A 19,621-nucleotide genomic window follows, 5' to 3' on the forward strand; every position below is an offset into this window, starting at 1 on the left:
ATCAAAAGATCTATCTGAGACCTACTGACTTTTTACAGTTTGATCTTGGACCTGAGTAGCCATCTGAATAGTTCCTGAAGAAGCCCGGTTACGGATCAGTACCTTGTCATTGAACACATTGCCTCCAATACTGATATTGTCTCCGGCTGTTGTCTTAATCAAGGTTACGGGTTTTAAAAACTTAGCTCCATCCAGATACAGATGCGGAGCCGTTACCGTTAATTCACTCTCACTGACAAAGCCAGTACCCAGATGCAACTGTGTATTACTACCAAAGGTGAGCTGACGGGCTGTAGTCCCTTTAAAGATAATTTTTTGCAAATTCAATCCATTATAGACTCCCCCATCCTGCAACACCACTCCTTCTCCAAAAGTGGTAATAGCGCCACTATTGCCAAAGGTAAACAGGCTTCCAGCCAGGGTCAGTTTCTTAAGAAAGACATCGGCTGTATTACTATAGGAAATACCAAAAGTGCCATTGGTCGGATTAATAATAGTGACTTCATCATAGAAAATACTCCGCTGATTAACCCCAGACCAGCCTCCAATCCAGGTGCCTCCTCCATTGATGATCACCGGTCCATAGAAGGTATTGAGAATCACCCCATCTGAGCCTGTAGTAACCGGATTGGGAATAGGTGTGGGGACACTGGAGGGTGGGGTCCAGGAAGTGCTCCAATCAGGCACTTTGGCCGTGCCAGGCGCTCCTCCGACTACCCAGGTAGTTTTTTGCAGAATGGCTCTGCGATAAAAAGTACAGCCTTTATAGGCAAGCTGATAAGCCCATGCCCGTACATCTCCATAAAATACACAATTTTCCAGTGACAGGGCGCCTCCTCCATTGACAGTGGTTCCTGTTGGCAGCGGCAGCTCGAGTGCGATAGGTTGCTGGGTCAGACTGCTAAAGTTGGATAGGGTCAGCGTGTATTGATCCCCGACTTGCCCGATCTGAAGTGTTCGGTTCGTCGTTAGCGTGCCGCTCAGTCTGATCTCCCCACGGATCGGATTCAAAAGCAGATTGCCATTGTACTGACTGGTGTTGATGACCAGCCCATAACTGACCCCCGGTTTGTTTACCGTCAGGGTCAACGGTCCGTTAAAGGTATCGGCATAGTAGCGGGCCAGTGTCCAGCGTAGTCCTCCTGTCAGTGACAAAGACACCGAATCCTGATAAATATTGTTGCCATTAGCCGATTCATCATACCCTCCGGTTCTGGTCATAGAAACCGGCTTTTGAAAGGTTGTATTCTGGATATTGCTAATGACCAGACTGGCAACTGTCAATCGTGCATTGATCACAGGATAGGTAGTAGCGCTGCCAAAAGAAGTACTCCCTCCCAGCACCCGTAGATTACCATTGCTGATTGTACCAGCAGTAATAGCGGTTGTGCCATTGCAGGTTAGGGTAAAGCTGCCCAGATTCAGGCTAACGCCACTCCCACTGAGAGTAAAGTTATTGGTCGTAGTATTAGCTGCCAGAACAGGATAACGGGCCACACTCACAGTGGAGATAGTGATATCATCCGTTGAGGCAGGCACAGCCGCTGGTGTCCAGTTGGCGGCTGTATTCCAGTCAGTACTCACAGAGCCATTCCAGGTATAGGAAGTAGCCTGAGTGGTGAAAGATGACAGAAGGCTACCTATAAATAGGATATAGAAGTATAGGCAATGGACAGGGCATTGCGTTTGGCTTTTCTGCTCAGATTTTTGTTCTGTTTGCCGGCTTGTATCTGACATAGCAACTGACCAGACAGCAGAAAGAATAGGAATATACATAGTAGGTGTATTTTCAGTAAAATATCGTGATGTAAATTTGATTGGAGGCTATAATTGGTTGGAGCCAAGTATACTTCAACTCATCAGCTCTTTTTCAGATAGATCTTTCCATTGGTGGCTTTCACATAAATGGAAATCGTACCTGTGCCTATCTTATTCCAGTGACTTTCCTTGGCTAGTAACTGCCCATTGGCTCCTTGTTGGATTTCTTCCTGTGCTGTACCTACTTCCCACTCACTGACTAAAGAAGTATTTTCGGTACTAGTTTGAATCAGATGGATCTGCAGTGAACCCTCAAAATCGGAAGGTAAGGTTAGGGTAATATCTCCCTGATCAGAAACCAAAATCAAATTTTGCTCACTGACGGCTTGTGAAAGTGTATAGGTGATATTCCCTTTCCCGGTAACCACGCTCACAGAACTGCCTAAAGCAGAACCAAGGGTAATATTACCCTCCTTAACTGCCAGATCTACATTCTTTTGTGCCTTGTCAATCTGCACGTTACCTTTATCAATAGCAAAGGAAGCATTCACAGGCAGAGAACTGATTTGCAGATCGCCTGAGAGAATTTGCTGACGAAAATCAGAACCTTTCTGTGAGAGAAAAGCAGAAGAATACTGATAGGTTACTTTACCATTCTGGCTACTAGCCTGAAGCATCCCACTGACGTCTGAAAGCAGAATATCACCTTTTTGGGTAAAGAGCCTTCCTTCTAAGGTAGCATTGGAAACAGTGCAGTTACCCTCTTGCAAAGTAGCATATAGATATCCCTGTAATTGAGAAGCACTTAGGTTACCCTGCCCGATCTGCAGATCAACAGTGGCATTGAGTCCTGAAAGCGAAACCTCTCCCTTTTCGATCTGTGAATTAAGTTGATAACTATCGGGTAAGGCTAGTTGCAGTTTCTGATGAATGGCATCACTTTCTTTGGAAAACACATGCAACCCATCCATGCTTTCTAACCGGTATAAGAGTGTATCCAGCTTTTTATCGGAAGTGGTATTAATGACAAATACAGATGTAGTTTGATCCTGACCTAGAGTATTAGCTTGTGTAGCAGTCAGATTAGCTGACTGAGAAGCCAAACGCATGGCTACTTTGGTTTGGGAACTGCCTACTACCTGTAATCCGCCTTGTGTACGCAGAATGACTTCCACTTTTTTAGCAGATTGCCCCACAGAGGAAAGTGTATCGGAAGGCCAAGCTGCTTCAGTAAATCCATACGTTCTGGCAGATAAACATACTGGCCAGAGATAAAGTAAAAGATAAAATAAATATTTCATGATTAGTTGCAAATGCAGAATAGATACAGATTGAACAATTTGAGAAAGTATACTCCTTACGTCCACTTACAGAATGGATGTAAAGCCAGGAGAGAAAAATTTTTTCTCTATAGAAAGGCTTAGTTCAAGAAGCTTACTCCAAAAGGTTTACTCGAGTGCAGGTTGTCCCTGATAATGATAGCGATACTGCTTGACAATGTAACCTTTCTGATCTCGGATCACACGCAACCGTTGCAGCGAATCATACTCATAGGTGAGTGTTTTGCCATCTACTCCACCGACTGTCTTTACTCCTATCAGTGGCAAATACGTATAGGTGCTTACCATCGCTTTGGGAATGGTTCGAAGCTTGGCTAAATCGTCCAGGTAATCATCTATTGTAGGACTCTGGGCAATGGCATCCACCACACTTTGTCCGCCTATCGCATCAAGCACCTGCTGATAGGTAGCATTTTTAATCTCAGCTACCGGATACTGATGGCCATAGCCCCACAGATAAATCAAAGGAATATCAGAGGGTTTGCTTAGCTGACGGATATTGGCAAATGAATCATAACTATAACTGATACGGCTCTGATAGCGGTTGTCAATAGCAAAGCCTGTGGCAGTAGTGTTGCCAAACGGTAATTGTCCCACTGCCCGATTGGAGAACTTAAAGTTAGCCAACGCAACTGGTGATGCCGTTTCGAGTAAAAAGGTCTGATCTTTGCAAATTGAGCAGGCGGTCTGATAGGTAGTGATCTGTCCGGAAAGAATGCTGGTGGTATTGTCTGCATTGACCTGATAGCTTACAGTTTCAATGGGCAAGGCATGCAGGAAACTAGTTTTCATCGCATCAATGAAAGGAGTACCTGCTGGATAATCTTCCGGATAGGTAGTAATGCTAACTAGTATTTTGCCATCACTGCCAGTTGTTTCACTGCGGGTAGGCAAATAGTGTGACGGGTTATCAGAATAGCTGTTTGTTAAAGCTACTATGTCTTTTACATTTCCCTGGCTATCATAAACATAACTGGTTTCTTTCTTTGTTGTCTGATACTGCCAACGGGAATTGGTTGTAAACGTTTTCCAGGTTCCAATCATTTTGTATGAAGTGACTGATTTAACCACAGAAGACAGATAGAAAGATTCCATTCGTTGTAGTATACGTAGAATACCATTGCGGTTTTCGAATACTGTCTTCTGCTGCAAAAAACCATTCATGTTATTATCATCTCTGTTTGGCAGATCCGGAAAAAAGATTATTCGGTTATTAGCACTAGGAGTCCGAATCGGATCGGATTCATTTTTGTACTCATAAATTTCGCTGCCCAGCTCTCCATTTGCACCTATACTCATTGTTACCTTACTATACCCAATTGTACTTCCCTGAGCAGTAGAACTTAAAGGATATGTAGTGGAAGAGTAAAACTGATAGCCTCGATAAATAACATTCAATTCATCTGTATAATCTACTGGAAAGCAGTACTTCACTACATTGGACATAAGCAAACCTGTACTTTTCGCTTCTGGTCCATTGTTGCCATAGACAGTTGTTGTATAGGAATAATTTCGAATAATAGCTTTACTAACGTCAGAGTCAGCCTGGTCACTTGTCCGTTTGATACGTAGTCCGCCTCCTATACGTGTAGCACTTTTATCAAAATCCAGATAGGTTATCACAGCCTGCAATGACAAAAGGTAAGCATCTGTAGTACTGGAAACTGAGCCATTGGAATAAAAATCTCTAACAACTATTTTATACTTTCCTGCTGGAATCTGAATTGTATACCCATTTGTGGAGTAGTTGATTTTATTACAATAATATTGCCATGAAGCATCTGTATTTCCAGGAGGCGTAGGTCCGCAATCTTTTGTCAGATTACCAATTCCAATAGTAGAGCCACTTGTTCCTTCCACAGGGACTAGAAATACCGGACGTTCACTTGTATTATAAAAGGAAATAGGAGCTTGGGAACTACCTGTCAATGTCATTTTGGCAAAGGTAGGCTTGGCAATTTCGATCACAGCAGATTCTCCATTAGTTTGTGTAAGGGTAGTTAGGTGCCAGCTATCATCATCGTCATCCATATAGGTTTGTTCATAACTGTTGGGTTCATAATCAAAATTGGTTAATCCTCCTGTGGGATAGACAACTCTGGTCAGAATACCTGCTTTCAGGTATGGATAATCCTTTTGTCCACTAGTTTGGTCCACTACTCCCTGATCAGGTCTGCGAATAGCAAAATTCTCTCTCCCATTTCGGGAAGGATTTAACAGCACATAATTCTGACTTGTAGGTGCCTGATAACGCATAACAGGCATTTGTGTAAGCGCTTTATTGTAGTTATCCCAAGGACCATTATAATATCCCCAGTGATCCTTATCAAAGCTATTTTTAGAAGGAAGTGGCATACGTTCATCATACATAAACTGATGTTTTTTCTCGTTGCTTTCTAGTAATGAAACCAACTTCAATCGGAGAAACTCTTGACTCTTCCCTTCATTAAAATAGCCGTATCCAAAGTCAAAAAGCTTTGTAAAACCTGAAGGATTACTTATTTTTATTTGTTTTAAACGCTGAGGTATTTTAGGTGTAAAATACTGACCACCAGAAAGAGTGAAAGGAGCCACATATGCGATATCAGCACGATCCTCAGTAATAAATTCAACTTTACTATCTCCAAAGGTTATCTGTTTCAATAATCGTTCTTTGGTTATCAACTGGGAGCTATAAGTTGTTGTGCCGTCTCCACTGGTTATAAATGAACCGGAGTTTCGTTCTGTACGCATCAATGGAGCAAGGGATGCATAATCGCTTTCCATATCATAAGTAAGATCAATACTGGCTCCGGATATAGACGTAATTTTATCCAGTTGCCAGCTTCCCACCTGCTTGGAATCTTTATTGGGGTATACATAATCATGATAATAATCTTCCAATGCTACTAGAGTCCGGTTATTGGAGATACAGTCAGCATCAGCACCTGTTGGTCCTGCATAGCCTGATTCGCTTCGCCGGGTAAAGGTGAATTCTTTCGTTTCAAAGTGATATTTCATTCCATCTGCTGTAATGATTTCCCAGTAACCAGGTAAGTTGGTAGGAACTGTAGGCGTTGAGTTGGAATAATAGGTAATCGATATTTTCTGAGCATCCAACGGAATCCCCTTGATCGTTATTTTCTGACCTGCTGGGGGAGAAGTAATCTTGTCCAGAATAAATTTTCCACTCTGCCCGCCTATGTTGTAATAAAATATATCAGGTGTATAATCCAGCACATTCTGGTTATGATATCCATATCCCTCTGCAATTGGTAATGTTTCCTGATAAGCAGCTAAAACTTCACTGGTGACATAAGGATAACCAATCCGGAAATTATCATCCATAATATCATCGAACCCTCGAATAGTCCGTGTAATGGTTCCACCAGCCATCAACGCCCAATTTAGACCTACTAAGCTCGCTTCCTGGTCTACTTTTACGCCTTGTCCATGATAGGATAAAGATATGGGAAGAGTAATATCCCGATACTGAATCGTATAGATGGGAATAGTCACATTGGGTAAACCAGTGTAAAGAGAAACAGGTACATTACCAAATATGCCCAGTGAAGCTGCATTAGGTGAGGGAGGTACAACCTTTGGCTGCCAATCTTGAGCTTGGACTAAAATTGTCGTTAATAAGGCAAAAACAAGCAATCCCCATTTCCTGTGACGGATTAGTGGAGATAAGAGTAAAATCTTAATCATAGTAAGTGGTAGAACTATACAGGTAACAAATTAAAATAAACAGGCAGAAAGTTTATGAATGAGTCAGCAAGGCAAAGCTATGTATATCAAGCACTTAACCATGGCAAAATCTTTCTTTCAATAGGTTATTAAGAATTGAATTTATCTAATGTAAAGCACATGTAAACATAAGCTTGATATCTCTCTGGAAGGTTTAATTACAGAAAATAAAAAAGGTAAACATAGATTTTATCAAAAAAGAAGAAAATATTTTCTCCCTGATAAAATCCTATTTTTAAGTTAATAAACAACCCTTAACCTATGAAATATCTATATTTCATTTTATTAAAAAAATAACCATTCATTTCTGTTCCAATAGAATGCGGATAGTAAAAACAGATAACCAATCAAACTTATAGCACATTAGTAAAATTGTCTTTTTCTAAAAAAACATAGTAAACATTAACCAATTAAGCAAAAAAAATACATAAAATATCTATTTTCTCGATGAAATAACAGATAGTAACATTTCATATATCCTAACACTTTAATCAGACTCATTAACCTCAAAATCATCTTGTTTATCTCTGTCATCCTATTGGAACTCATGATTGGAATTATCCTTTATGTCAACTTCCTCCAGATTCAATCTCCCTGTTTCATTCATGGTAATTCTCCCAAGCTATCAAGCCTTCTTGATAATTGATCCTGATTTAACGGCAACAAACTTGTTATCTGTACCCAGAGAGACCTTCTGTAATCAGATATGGGTTAAGTTAAGTCAATCTAAAGCCCAACAAAAATCCCTCAGCCTTTATGACTGAGGGATTAATAAATGTTATTGTAAATTTCAACACGTTGAATTAATAATCTTCAATATTTCCTCTTTTTACATACGCATTTTTCAATGAATCTACACCCAGTTCTATTGTAAAATGCTTGCCATTTGTAGAATCAGAAGAGTCGTAATTATAATAGCGGTTAAATCTCAACATATCTATATTAAAATGCCTTACTATTGCAGCTTTTCTTCTCCTATAGGTTGTACAATAGGGTAAATAAAATGTTCTGCATGTATTTGGTTTTATCTCAAATCTTGTTTCTCGTTTTTGGATAGGGCTACTAAAAGGTTCAAGGAATTCCATAGCATCAAATTTTGACGTACCTCTCTCATGAACCATAGAGATATGATATAAAAATAAGCTATCATGTGTCCAAATAAAAAAAGGACGGGTACTATCATTTCGAATGGTAAATAAGGCATACTTATCAAATTTAGCTCTCAGATAGGGGTAGTTGATTAGTAGCGTATCTCCTATTGTCTCTCTGAACCGATCTAAAAGATCACCCATCTTACTGTTCGGTACATTTTCAAGAGAAACAGAAAAACCTCCTCCTAGAGACATAAACTTAGGTTTTTGTTCTTGGTTAGGTTTACAACATACCATATAAAGGCATGTTATAACAAAAACGTATAGTATTAATGGTTTAAGCATTTTGTATTATTTAAACACATTACAAGTCCCTCCATCCTAATCCACTTATTATAAACAAATTGGCAATATATAGCTAAAAGTATTAACTATATTAGAGTCAATCTAATGTCTATCTATTTTAATAGCAACGCTATTTTGACAGCAACAAAATACCCCATGCCTTAATGTGGCATAGGAGTATGAGTGCTATGTAAGAGCTAACTATAGTATCCATTATTTTTTTATATATAATCTTACTCCGTCAATAGTGGCATTTTTTAACGAATCTATCAAAAGTGTTACGTTAAAAGATTGCCAGTCTGCTGAGTCAGAATGCGAAAATGTATAGTATCGACGAAAAGCTATCATATCTAAGTCTATTTTAGTTTCTCCACCTACCCTTTTATAGGTTGTGCAGTAAGGCAGATAAAACGTTTTGCTTGTTTTTGGCTTTATTTCACATAAAGATGCTTTTTTTTTAACTGGTGTAGTAAAGGGTTCCATAATTTCTAAACTTGCTGTCCTGGAAGTATTTCGTTCATGAACTAGAGATACATCATAGAGAAACAAACTATCATGACTCCAAATAAAAAGGGAGTGAGTACTATCATTTCGAATGGTAAATAAAGCATACTTATTAAAGTAAGATCTCAGAAAAGGATAGCCCATTTGTAGTGTGTCTTCCATTTTATCTCTAAGTTTTTCCAATAATACATTCATACTATTATTAGAAATATTTTCTAGAGAGACAGAAAATCCTGCTCCAGTAGAAATGAAGGAAGGCTTTTTCTCACTATCAGATTGACAACTTAGCGAGAAAAACAATATCACTATTAAAAACTTAGATATGATAAATAGCTTATTCATAAGTATTATATTAATTTTTACGAAATCTAAAATAACGTAGAACTCTTTCTCTTTGTATTTCATCAATCTTTTCTCCATATCCCATCGTGTTCATACCTGTCCGTTTATTGGGTGTTCCTCCTAATTACCCTAATTCATTTCATCCTTCAACACCTATTACATTTGTATAATTATATAATTCAGATTTTGAACTTAAGTATTCTCTAAATAGAAAAACCTCTGTTTGAATAAACAGAGGTTTTTCTATTTAGAGAATACTTTTTTAGTTTTAACTACAAACTTATGATCAAAGACATCATCCTAATGCTGATCCACATGTTCAATGGTATAGCATTTTTTAAGGCTCGCATTTCCAACAGAATCTATATTAAGAATCATTTCTAATACATTTGGCCTTTTTGTTTCTGTAGTCATTGATTGAAATGAATAATCTAAAAATAAAGTAATATTCTTGATAGGAATGCTGGGATTTCTATGTTTACTAAAAAGGTGAGTATAAGGCAAATAAAACATCCTAGTCATACCAGGCTTCACTTCATGTATACTTGGTCTCTTGGAAGGGGTGAAAAAAGATTCCATAAACTCAAAAGGTTTTGTATTGGAATCAGCAGGATGTAGATCAAATTTATCATAAAATAGTATCAACGAGTCTGCATCGACAAAGAAAGAAATAGTACTATCATTCCGAATATACATTAAGGCATATTTATCAAATCTGCTACTTTCATGCTCATATACATCCTGATTAAGTCGAGTTTTAATGCTCTCAAATCTGTTGTCAGGAATATTTTCCAAAGCTATAGAGATATGGCCACGAGTAGAAAGAAACTGATGTATCTGCTCTTTGTTTGAGTTGCAACTCAAACAAAGAGCAGATACAATAATCATGAATATTTTTTGCATAGTATTTGTCTATTGATAATTATTGTTTCTAAAATAGTAAAGTACTCTTTCTTTTTGCTTTTGATCAATTCTCTCTAAAGAATCTAATTTGTTGCCCTTTGGTTTTTTGTCAGGTTGATGGCTTAATTTTTTACCATCAGTATTTAAATTGTCATATGTATTTAAATGATAAAGACTTTCCAAGTAATAATGATAACTTTTATTATGAGTAGGATCATATTCACCAATATACACAAAATTAATAGGTTCAGTAGCAGCTTCAGCACGATTTCGGAATGAATGCCAAGCTTCATGGGCAACTATATACGCTGTATAATACCAGTTATCCAAATTAGTATTTCCCGGCATTCTTTGAAATTTAACCCATGACTCCCCAAATTCTTGATAGGGATCAGTACGCAGAATTAAAGGATCATCTCCTTTATAACCACGTAAATAACCATATTTATTTTGAAACCACTCAGGAGCTAATGCCCAAGAAATCGTAAGGTTTGAACCAAAACGAGGTAGGTTGGTATGACCATCGTCTGAATCTCCTTTATTTTCGTTTTGGACTTCGATAGCTGCTTCATTTTTGGCTAATCGGCTTCCCATTTTTGCATCTGCTTCCTCTGGAGATAAATAGATAAATTCAACGTTTAGATCATTCTTAGCAAATATCTCAGCTGCCAACAAACTTATTGCTATTAAAATATCTTTTCCATACAGCACTTTCCCATCTTCACCTACCTGACTATAAAGATACACTTTGGCAACAGGTGGTTTAGAAGAGAAACGAACACGATTTCCTTTTGCATAATTTCTAAACCCTCTTTCCGCAAGATCTGCCTCTAATGCTGCCAGATCTCCTTCTTGTAACTGTGCTACCCAGTCATTATATTCGTCATCACTCATCATTCCTGTCGGATCGGTAAACATAACCGGATTGTTATAGGTATACTGATATGGATTTATGGTAGGTATCTTCTCTGCCAACAGATCGATGGTATGAAAACGGCCCAGTTGTGCATCATACATTCTAGCCCCCAGATCAAGCCAATTCAACCCAAATTCATCTTCTTTTTCCTTGCCTGAAAACTGAAACTCATGATTGGGACTCCCTTGCGTTTCAATACCGGCCAGATTTAATCCCCATGGATCATAATGATTCTCCTGTACAATCAAATCTCTTGAGTAACTGATTTTCATATCATCAAACCAGACAGGTTTTACACTTTCATTGGCAATCAGAATCTGTACATAACCATCCTGCTCTGCCACATAGGATAAATGCAATTCCTCCCAACCTTGTTCTGCCACCTCACTAAGCTGGCGAAGTTTACTCATCTTCAGTACATAGTTTTTATCATAAACCAGAATCTGAAGATAGCCTACTGGAACAGTATTTCCTCTTGGTGTAAGAAGACCATTGGCAGCAATACCTATCTGCAAATTAGAGAAAATATTCTTGTTGGTTTCACTACCTGCCTGTCGAGTTGCCCCAGCATTTCCAATATAGAGACTCAATGGGTTCTGCGTTCCATTATCCCCAGCTGGTTCATAATAGGCAAACGCTTCGGCATCAATCTTGTCTCCTTTTTTTACATAGAGCGTTTTCCATGGTCCCAGGCCATGAGAAGCAGAAGTCGAATACAACTTAGCCGAGTAGTTCCCGGTTCGGGTGTGAGGCGTTAAATCGTTTGTATTTCGAGTCGTACTCAGATTCTCAAACTGGCTTTCTTCATACAGAGCCCTTTCTATTTCCATAGTGGCATAAAAAGGAGCTATCCTTGGAGCTTCACGAAATGCCAGTCGCAAATTACCCTGATGATCTTTGTAATGATACTCATACGCAAATTCTGCTGTTCCTGCCAGTTCTGGAGGTAAAGCCCGGCCTTCTCCGGTAGGTACAAACTGAAGTCGGTTTTTCTCATAAATCAACCCACCCATATAATCGGTCACCTGTCCATCACTGGTTAGCTTCTGGCATTTGATGCCTACTGCATCATACACATACCGAATCCAGCGCCCTGCGGTTAAGAGAATATATACAGGCTGGTTGAGATGATTATAGATAATACTCTCTATTCCCTTATTGCGATCACGGGTCAGGTTTCCGGATTGATCATATTCATATTCGAAGTCCAGCGTCACGCCATCCTTAAAGTCACCAGCCAATCCCAGATTAGCCTGAGCCGCTCCATCCCTTACTTTTGAGAGTTGATTACCACTTGCGTAGCTATACTCCAGATTATCTACTACATCCCACTGGGTGGCTTTACTGGCTGTTCCAGCAACCATCCCTTTGCGTACCAGAGAAAGAACATTGCCGTTCTTATCATAACTCATCGATGGAATATCATACTTTTCATTGGCATTGGCAGCACTGGCATAGGTAGCCTGAATCAGACGGTTCAGGGGATCATACGAATATGTATAACTTCGTTGAACGCCATCCGTGCGTGACATCCACTTCTGAGACACAATATTTCCACTGGCCTGGCCACTTTGAGCCGACTCATAGGAAAGTTCAAAGCCAAATTTATCATCACTATCTCCACTAAGCAGCGCATCATTTACACTTTTGAGCCAGCCCCGGATATTGTATTTGTAGTCTACTGTCTGTAACGCGTTGCCCTCGGAAGAAGTATTGCCATAGGCAGGTGAGTATTGGCCCAATTTCTTCTGAGTCATTTCACCCAATTGGTTATAGACCATCACAGCCAGTTTTTCTTCCACTCCGGTTCCAATCTTCTGATAGGAAACAAGTACTCTACCTGCATGATCATACTGAGTACGTCCCCGAACAGTAAGCGTTTTGCGGTCCTGATCCTGAGCAGCCGGATTTTCGTGACGAACAAAAGATTCAAGCATCTTACCGGAAAAATCATAGCGGCTTGAGGCAATATCCACACCATTCTGGTGATTTTGTGCATGAGATTGAATTACCCGTCCATACTCATCAAAGTAGGAAACATTGACTAGCCATTGTGTGGATTCTGCGCCAGTAGACGTAGTCAACATTCGCACACGTGTTCCCGTTGGTTTCCCATACACATTCATATCCGGTGCATTGTCAAATAGAGGTGCCGGTTTACTGTATACAAACTCAGAAGAATTCTTAAAACTATAATCATCATAATACTTAATAGTCAGCGGGATATAGTTTTGTGCATTGTTCCCCGGCTGCGGAAAAGCAACTGCGCTATAACCTGTTTCGGTAGAGGAAGCAATAGTTGTATTACGTTCTTCCCATAACTGTGTCTGACTGTTAACTACCTGCTGTAAGGTAGCACGATCTCTTGCAGCCTGGTCAATCCATCGTCCAGTGATTACCACCCGTCCTAACACATCATATTTGGTAAAATTCCATTCATTGGTGATCTGACTAACACCATCAGCTGATTTATACCCTTCTGCCTGATGAGCATCCTGACTAAGCACCACTTGATCATTCACGTTATAAACCATTTGGGAAAGTCCACCCCCAGGCACTCGTTTGCGAATCATCCGATGGCGCTCATCATAGTCATAGGCAAACAGCCAGGTTTTGGTAAACTCAGCAGTAAAGTCAAAGCTATAATTTGCAGACGCAAGCTGATCGGTTGCTTTGGGTGGAATTACATAACGCAGTAAACCAAAATCATCATAAATATAATAAGTGGTAGCCCAACCTGAGTTTACACTTTCCTGCAGGTTTTCCAGACTGGCCAGATTCTGAGTTTCTTTTTCCTGTACCCGCTTGCAGATAGTTTGTCCGTCTCTGTTAATGTATTCGAATACTTTTCGCTCACTTTCACTAGTCCCTTCAACCACTATCAATAATCCTTCACTGGTAGACGGGTCATAAAAGCCACTACTTCCATTCACACTTGAGGCAACTCCTGTTGCAAAGTTGTATGTCCAGCGGCGAACTTCTCCTGGTAGATTGGTTCTCTGGCTCCCACGGGTAATCTGATTAATCGGATCATCCAGATTGGCACGATTCTTAATCTGCCAGGCATCGCCCACTGCCCCACGAGCCAGTGTTTTGCTTAAAGGCGAATTGTCAAAAACAGTTTCAGAAAAAGCAGCTCCTTCTCCTGGTTTAATAGCAGAATAGAAAGCTTCCTGTTCAGGCAACGGATTACTTCTGAAATGTAGTTGTGCATTGGCTGTATTAACTAAATCAGCGGTATAGGATAGATAGCTTTTGGGTTGTCGTCCAAATGGATCATATTCTACAAATGAGACTATATCGTTTCGTTTTCCATCGATCTCAGGAGCCCCCTGCACTACCACCGATTGTAAAGATCTACCCAGTCCATCTACATAGGTAATCTTCTGACCAATCTGGCCCACCGGAAGTGTTTTCAGACTCGCTTCAGTAGTTTGTGCTTCTTTGAAAACAGTATTTTCCACCACAAAGTTACGATCGGTTTCGGCTGGCAATCCTACAGCGGGTAAAGCTCCCTTCACAGTAATCGTGACTGTTTCGACAATCTTGCTATTAGTATTATCATTGGCCAGTGATACGATAAAACGGTGAGTACCCTCAGTAAGTTTAGTTTCAGCAGGAGCATCATTTGTTGCACACAACTTGATAGTTCCATCAGGTTGCATAGGTAGAGCTGTTGAGCTTCCTTCTCGTGTCCAGACTATAGCGGAAGAGGTAGCCTGCAAACTGACTGTGGAGGAAACTCTGGCGGCTCCATTGAAAAGAGTCCCTGCCGCACCATTGGTCACTTGATTGGGAACCTGAGCACTCAGATCGGAATTGTCCATCGACCAATACCCTACCAGATTGGCACTGGCAGGATCTGTTTTCTGCTGAAAACCAGACTTGATATCTGTTTCACTCCTTTCCACACTCCATACTTTGACTTCATCTATCTGTCCGGCAAAATACTGAGACGTACCTTGTCTGCCTCCTATGCGAAAATCATTCTGGGTGGTAGCTGCATCCCCAATCACCCCTGTTCCTGTATAGGTATTGGCAAGGGTTCCATTCAGATAGGTCTTCACTACTCCATTCTGATAACTAACTGCCACATGCGACCAGGTGTTTAAGGGAGCCACTACACCTGTGTTTATCCAGCCCCAACCCGGAGTGGTGTTGGCAAAGGCACATTGAATGGTTCCATTGGGAAAACGGGCCAACAGATATTCGCCTTCTTTAGAAAGAATAACTCCTCCAGCGGTTGCATGACTGCCTGCTCCTGTAGGATAAATCCAGGCTTCAAAGCTAGCAGTAGTAGTAAACTTGAGGGCAGCGACAGTGCCTACCTGTACAAAGTCATTGACTCCATCAAACAGCAGAGCATTACCAGCAGTAGAGCTAGCTGTGGCAGAAAGCGAAGCACACTCTCCTACTGAAATGACCTGATTGGCCACTGTGGTAATAATTGCATTTTCAGATGCAGGTACTTCCCCACTGACAGGAGCGACAATCTGCATATCCAGATCCAAGCCTGCTGGGATCACTACTCCAGCAGTGCCTGCACCGGGATAAAGGGTAATTTTCTCACTGGCACGGGCAGGAGACTGATACGAGTTCAGGTTCAATTCCTTGGGCACACTCTGGGCATAGGTAGCCCATCCATTCCCCACTAAGCTACTCCAGAACAAGACCAGCAGAAGTATACCTATCGGGAGTCTACCTAGCTGGTAATACTTTCGAAAAAAGAGTGTTTGTTTCGTAATTTGTATAGAAGATAACATAAAATAACAATAGTGAGTCAATAAGGTGGTAAGGATAAGAATCAGACAGGCTGTCTATCAAAAGATCTATCTGAGACCTACTGACTTTTTACAGTTTGATCTTGGACCTGAGTAGCCATCTGAATAGTTCCTGAAGAAGCCCGGTTACGGATCAGTACCTTGTCATTGAACACATTGCCCCCAAGACTCACATTATCGCCTGTGCCAGTTTTGGTGAAAGTAGAAGCCTTCTTAAAGGTGCTTCCATTCAGATACAACCTGGGGGCTGTAGCAGTGAGAACACTAGTGAAGATAGTACCTGCACCAAAAACCAGCCCTGCACTGCCTGTTAAACTTAGTGTTTGTTCATTATCAGACCCGAGTTGAGTAAAACCTTTCAGACGCAGTTCTCCAGCAGGGAAAGTGACAGTTTTTAGCTTAAATCCATCTTTCAGCAGCGTAGTTCCTCCATTGCCACCAAACTCAATATACCCGGTTGTGCCTGCGGAAGTGGTTAGTGTTACGTCATTATTTAACTGGGTACCTGCCGCCTGATACCCAATCCCAAACACACTGCTGCCTCCATGGGTGATAAACAGTTTACCATTGAAAATATCCGGATTGCTGCGACCCAGAATCATCTGACCCGAAGCAGACGAATTAATAAAATAGGTATCTCCTTCAAATCTGTTACGTCCCTCACTGATGCCTCCATTCACTAAGTTTCCTGCTGTTTTCTCAAAAGTGGCTTTTTCTGCGAAAACACTTCCACTGATATTGACATCCATGGATTTGAAACTAACCTCCCGATTGAAAGTTGAACTGGCAATGCTAATACTTGCAGAGGCCACAGCCGGTTGATTCTGAGCAATGGTCATTGGTCCTGTTCCTTGCTCTACAGTCACATTATAAAAATTCAGTAGCCCGCTCACATATCCACTTGTCCCTTTTTCCATAGAAGCGGTCGATTTAAATAGTACTTTTCCCACTCCACTGGTCGTTCCAAACTCAAGTCTTCCTCCACTACAATTGTAGGTAACTTTGTCATAGAAAATAACGTTTCCTGCTGTTCCGACTGTAATCCAGGCTTGCCAGTTGGTCGGATCCCACTGGTTGGTAAAAGTCACTGGTCCATAAAAGTTTATCACCGAACTGGCAGAAGTACCAAGGTTTAACTGACTGGCTGAAGAATTATACATCAGCGCTTCTTTGCGGAAATTAGACGCTGACACATTCGTTGATCCCCCTTCATTGCGGATTTCAGCATACTCTTTAAATTCTCCCTGTGGCCAGTGATAGCTACCCGATTTGCTGACAAACTTATAGGTATCTTCATAGGTATTCCATCCGGGACGATAAGCTCCACCCCCTGATTCAAACGTGACCACCACAGGACCTTTGAATGTATTACCTGTAGGAGAACTAGCCGCATCATTTTTCTGGCGCATGATATGGCTCAAAGCCCCGAAGAAAGTACAGTTTGTCCAGCTAGGATAGGGTGTGATGATGGTTCCTCCATTACTTTGAATGGTAGCTGAGGTCCAGGTAGTAGTAGCAGCTGTCAGGGTTTGTCCATTTAGATCCAGTTTACCCCCTGTATTAATAGCAAAGTTACTCACTGTGGTAGCAGCGGGTAACACAGGACAGGTGGTACAACTGTTAATCACTATATTACTTACTGAGGTAGGTGCCAGTTCTCCCTGCCAGTTGGAAGCAGTGCTCCAGTCAGTGGAAACAGGGGTGCTTTTCCAGACAGCTGTAGCCGGTCCATGCGGGTAAGCAGCCAGGTTAAATACTTCTGTGTCAGTAAGTGCACGGTTATAAATACGCACCTCATCTATTTTTCCATGGGTGGCATTGGCAGCCGTGGCACTACTCATATAAAATCCACCCCAGGTAACGGGATTAGTCATGGCTTTGGATCCGAGTAACACTCCATTTTTGTAGACTCTGCCTGTTCCGGTAGTACTGCCACTACTCCCAGCGGTAAAGGTAAAAACCATGTGATACCATTGATACGTACCAAACTGGACATTAGAAACGCCTGAGGTATTGTAGGGACTGATACAGGTATTCTGATCGGTTCCTACATACATCCCACCATAATTATCCATATAAAAAATAAATCCTCCCCATCCTACTCGTGATCCTAATTGGGACACTGTGGTTCCAAATGAATAGGGAGCAATCCAGAAGGAAACCGTAAAGTTGGTTGGTTTCCAGTTAAGCCCTCCAGTAGCCGAAGTCACAGCCGTCCAACCTGTTCGGCTCGCAGCTTCCAGACACGAGCCTACCCGACCTGCAGTAGTAGAACTTACTGTTCCCGATAAGGTTCCTGTATTGTTATTGCCTGATCCATCGGCTAACGTGGTAGAAGCCCCATCTTCCAGTGCCCAGTGCATCACCAGCCCATCGGTTGGAGGAGCAGTCTGTGCCTGTACTCTTTGGCTGAACAAAAGCAGTAGTACTAAAACAACGCCTGGTACGGGTTGTATCAATACACCTTGAATACGTTGTTTTATGATTTGTTTGAGAAAGAATCGTATATAAACTGTGTGTTGCATACATGTGTTGATTAAAGTCCGGATAGGTGAGAAGGTACTACCATTTTCAAGAAAAGAGTGAGTTAACTATCCTTCTCAGATCTTACGAATAGTCAGATTCCCATTGTGCACCCATAGACGAATGAGCTTATTTCCAGCGCCAATCTGTTGCTCTGAGTAGGTGTTAAAGCCGATGAATCTTCCTTCCTGATCGGTTTGAGGGCGGGCTTTTCCAGCCCATATCTGCTGCTCAAGCGGTAATCCATTGGGATATAAGCGGGTATCTGCTGTCAGATTCTCAACAGGGGCAAATCCATTCTCCACCTTATAGACAGCAGGCACTATCTCTGTGCTAGGTGCAGAAAGGTCTTCCTGTTGAATGATCACTAACTTACCTTGAAAGCTAGCCGGAATAGCCAGTGTGAGATTGGCACTCTCTACCCGAATATCCACTGGATCCGTGCTTTTTGCTCCGCTAGCACTTAGTTGCAGTGACACATCGGATTGCTGACTGGTGAGGGTAATAGCTCCTTCTGCGGAAAGAATCTGAGTAGGGGAATGATCCAGACCCAGTGTCAACTCCTTGGTTGTTTTTTCGATTTTGACTGACCCATTGGCAATAAACAGATTACCACCATAGGGCAAGGTTTCGATTTCTACGATCTGATTATTGCTTTGCAAGGAAAGCGGCGTTTGATTGGAAGTAAAATAAGCTGAACTATAGCGCCTGGTTATGGTTCCATCCTGGGTAAAAGCAGCCAGGTTCCCTTTCAGATTTTGTAATGTCAGATTACCTTTCTGCACACTGATAGCTCCTTCCAGTTCTGAATCGGAAAGCATGACATTGCCTTGTCCAAGCTGCATACGCAGATTTCCTTTCAGTCGGGTCAGCATGGCATTTCCCTGTTGTAAATCTCCTTCCAGAAAAGCAGACAAATCCGAAAGCTCAATATCTCCTTTCTCCAGTTGAAAAGACAGCGAATGATTTGTAGGAAAAGCGAGCTGTAGCTTCTGATGAGAAATCTCAGAGTATTTGGAAAAAATATGTATCCCATCAGTCGCCTCCAGGCGGTTAACAAGGGTATCCAACTTTTTGTCAGATGTAGTATTAGCTACAAATACAGATGTAGTTTGATCCTGACCTAGAGTATTAGCTTGTGTAGCAGTCAGATTAGCTGACTGAGAAGCCAAACGCATGGCAGCTTTGATTTGGGAACTGCCTACTACCTGTAATCCGCCTTGTGTACGTAGATTTATCTCTATTTTTTTTATGGATGGGCTATTGGATGTAAGTGTATCTGATGGTAAATAAACCAGCCTTGTCCTATATGAGCTGGCAGACAAGGCTATCGACCAGAAGAAAACAAACAGATAAAGACAATATTTCATAATAAGCAATTAAAAGCAG

At 41.2% G+C, this 19,621-nt stretch carries 9 protein-coding genes; all 9 read right to left on the minus strand.

Annotation, left to right across the window (positions count from 1 at the left end; translation table 11 throughout):
- Nucleotides 1-21: 21 nt before the first annotated feature.
- Nucleotides 22-1,776 carry a hypothetical protein gene (locus QNI22_RS31185; RefSeq protein ID WP_314517032.1) on the minus strand — a complete coding sequence of 585 codons (1,755 nt, stop codon included), beginning with the start codon at nucleotides 1,774-1,776 and terminating at the stop codon, nucleotides 22-24.
- Between the two features lie 83 nt (nucleotides 1,777-1,859).
- Entirely contained in the window at nucleotides 1,860-3,059 is a 1,200-nt protein-coding gene (locus QNI22_RS31190) for a DUF4097 family beta strand repeat-containing protein (protein ID WP_314517033.1), read from the minus strand.
- 147 nt (nucleotides 3,060-3,206) lie between these two features.
- Nucleotides 3,207-6,788, minus strand: coding sequence for a hypothetical protein (locus QNI22_RS31195; protein WP_314517035.1), 3,582 nt, complete (start codon nucleotides 6,786-6,788; stop codon nucleotides 3,207-3,209).
- Between the two features lie 842 nt (nucleotides 6,789-7,630).
- The gene (locus QNI22_RS31200; RefSeq protein ID WP_314517037.1) at nucleotides 7,631-8,263 is read right to left on the minus strand and encodes a hypothetical protein; all 633 of its coding nucleotides are present in this window, start codon (nucleotides 8,261-8,263) and stop codon (nucleotides 7,631-7,633) included.
- 213 nt (nucleotides 8,264-8,476) lie between these two features.
- Complete coding sequence (locus QNI22_RS31205) at nucleotides 8,477-9,187, minus strand: hypothetical protein (protein ID WP_314517040.1); 711 nt, start codon at nucleotides 9,185-9,187, stop codon at nucleotides 8,477-8,479.
- 222 nt (nucleotides 9,188-9,409) lie between these two features.
- Nucleotides 9,410-10,012, minus strand: a complete 603-nt coding sequence (locus QNI22_RS31210; RefSeq protein WP_314517042.1) for a hypothetical protein — start codon at nucleotides 10,010-10,012, stop codon at nucleotides 9,410-9,412.
- Nucleotides 10,013-10,021: 9 nt separating this feature from the next.
- Nucleotides 10,022-15,691, minus strand: coding sequence for a DUF6443 domain-containing protein (locus QNI22_RS31215; protein WP_314517043.1), 5,670 nt, complete (start codon nucleotides 15,689-15,691; stop codon nucleotides 10,022-10,024).
- Between the two features lie 77 nt (nucleotides 15,692-15,768).
- A complete protein-coding gene (locus tag QNI22_RS31220) occupies nucleotides 15,769-18,234 on the minus strand; it encodes a LamG domain-containing protein (protein WP_314517045.1) in 2,466 nt (821 codons plus the stop codon).
- 75 nt (nucleotides 18,235-18,309) lie between these two features.
- Nucleotides 18,310-19,602, minus strand: a complete 1,293-nt coding sequence (locus tag QNI22_RS31225; RefSeq protein ID WP_314517048.1) for a hypothetical protein — start codon at nucleotides 19,600-19,602, stop codon at nucleotides 18,310-18,312.
- Nucleotides 19,603-19,621: the final 19 nt, after the last annotated feature.

It is taken from the genome of Xanthocytophaga agilis (genome assembly GCF_030068605.1).
Taxonomy (GTDB): Bacteria; Bacteroidota; Bacteroidia; order Cytophagales; family 172606-1; genus Xanthocytophaga; species Xanthocytophaga agilis.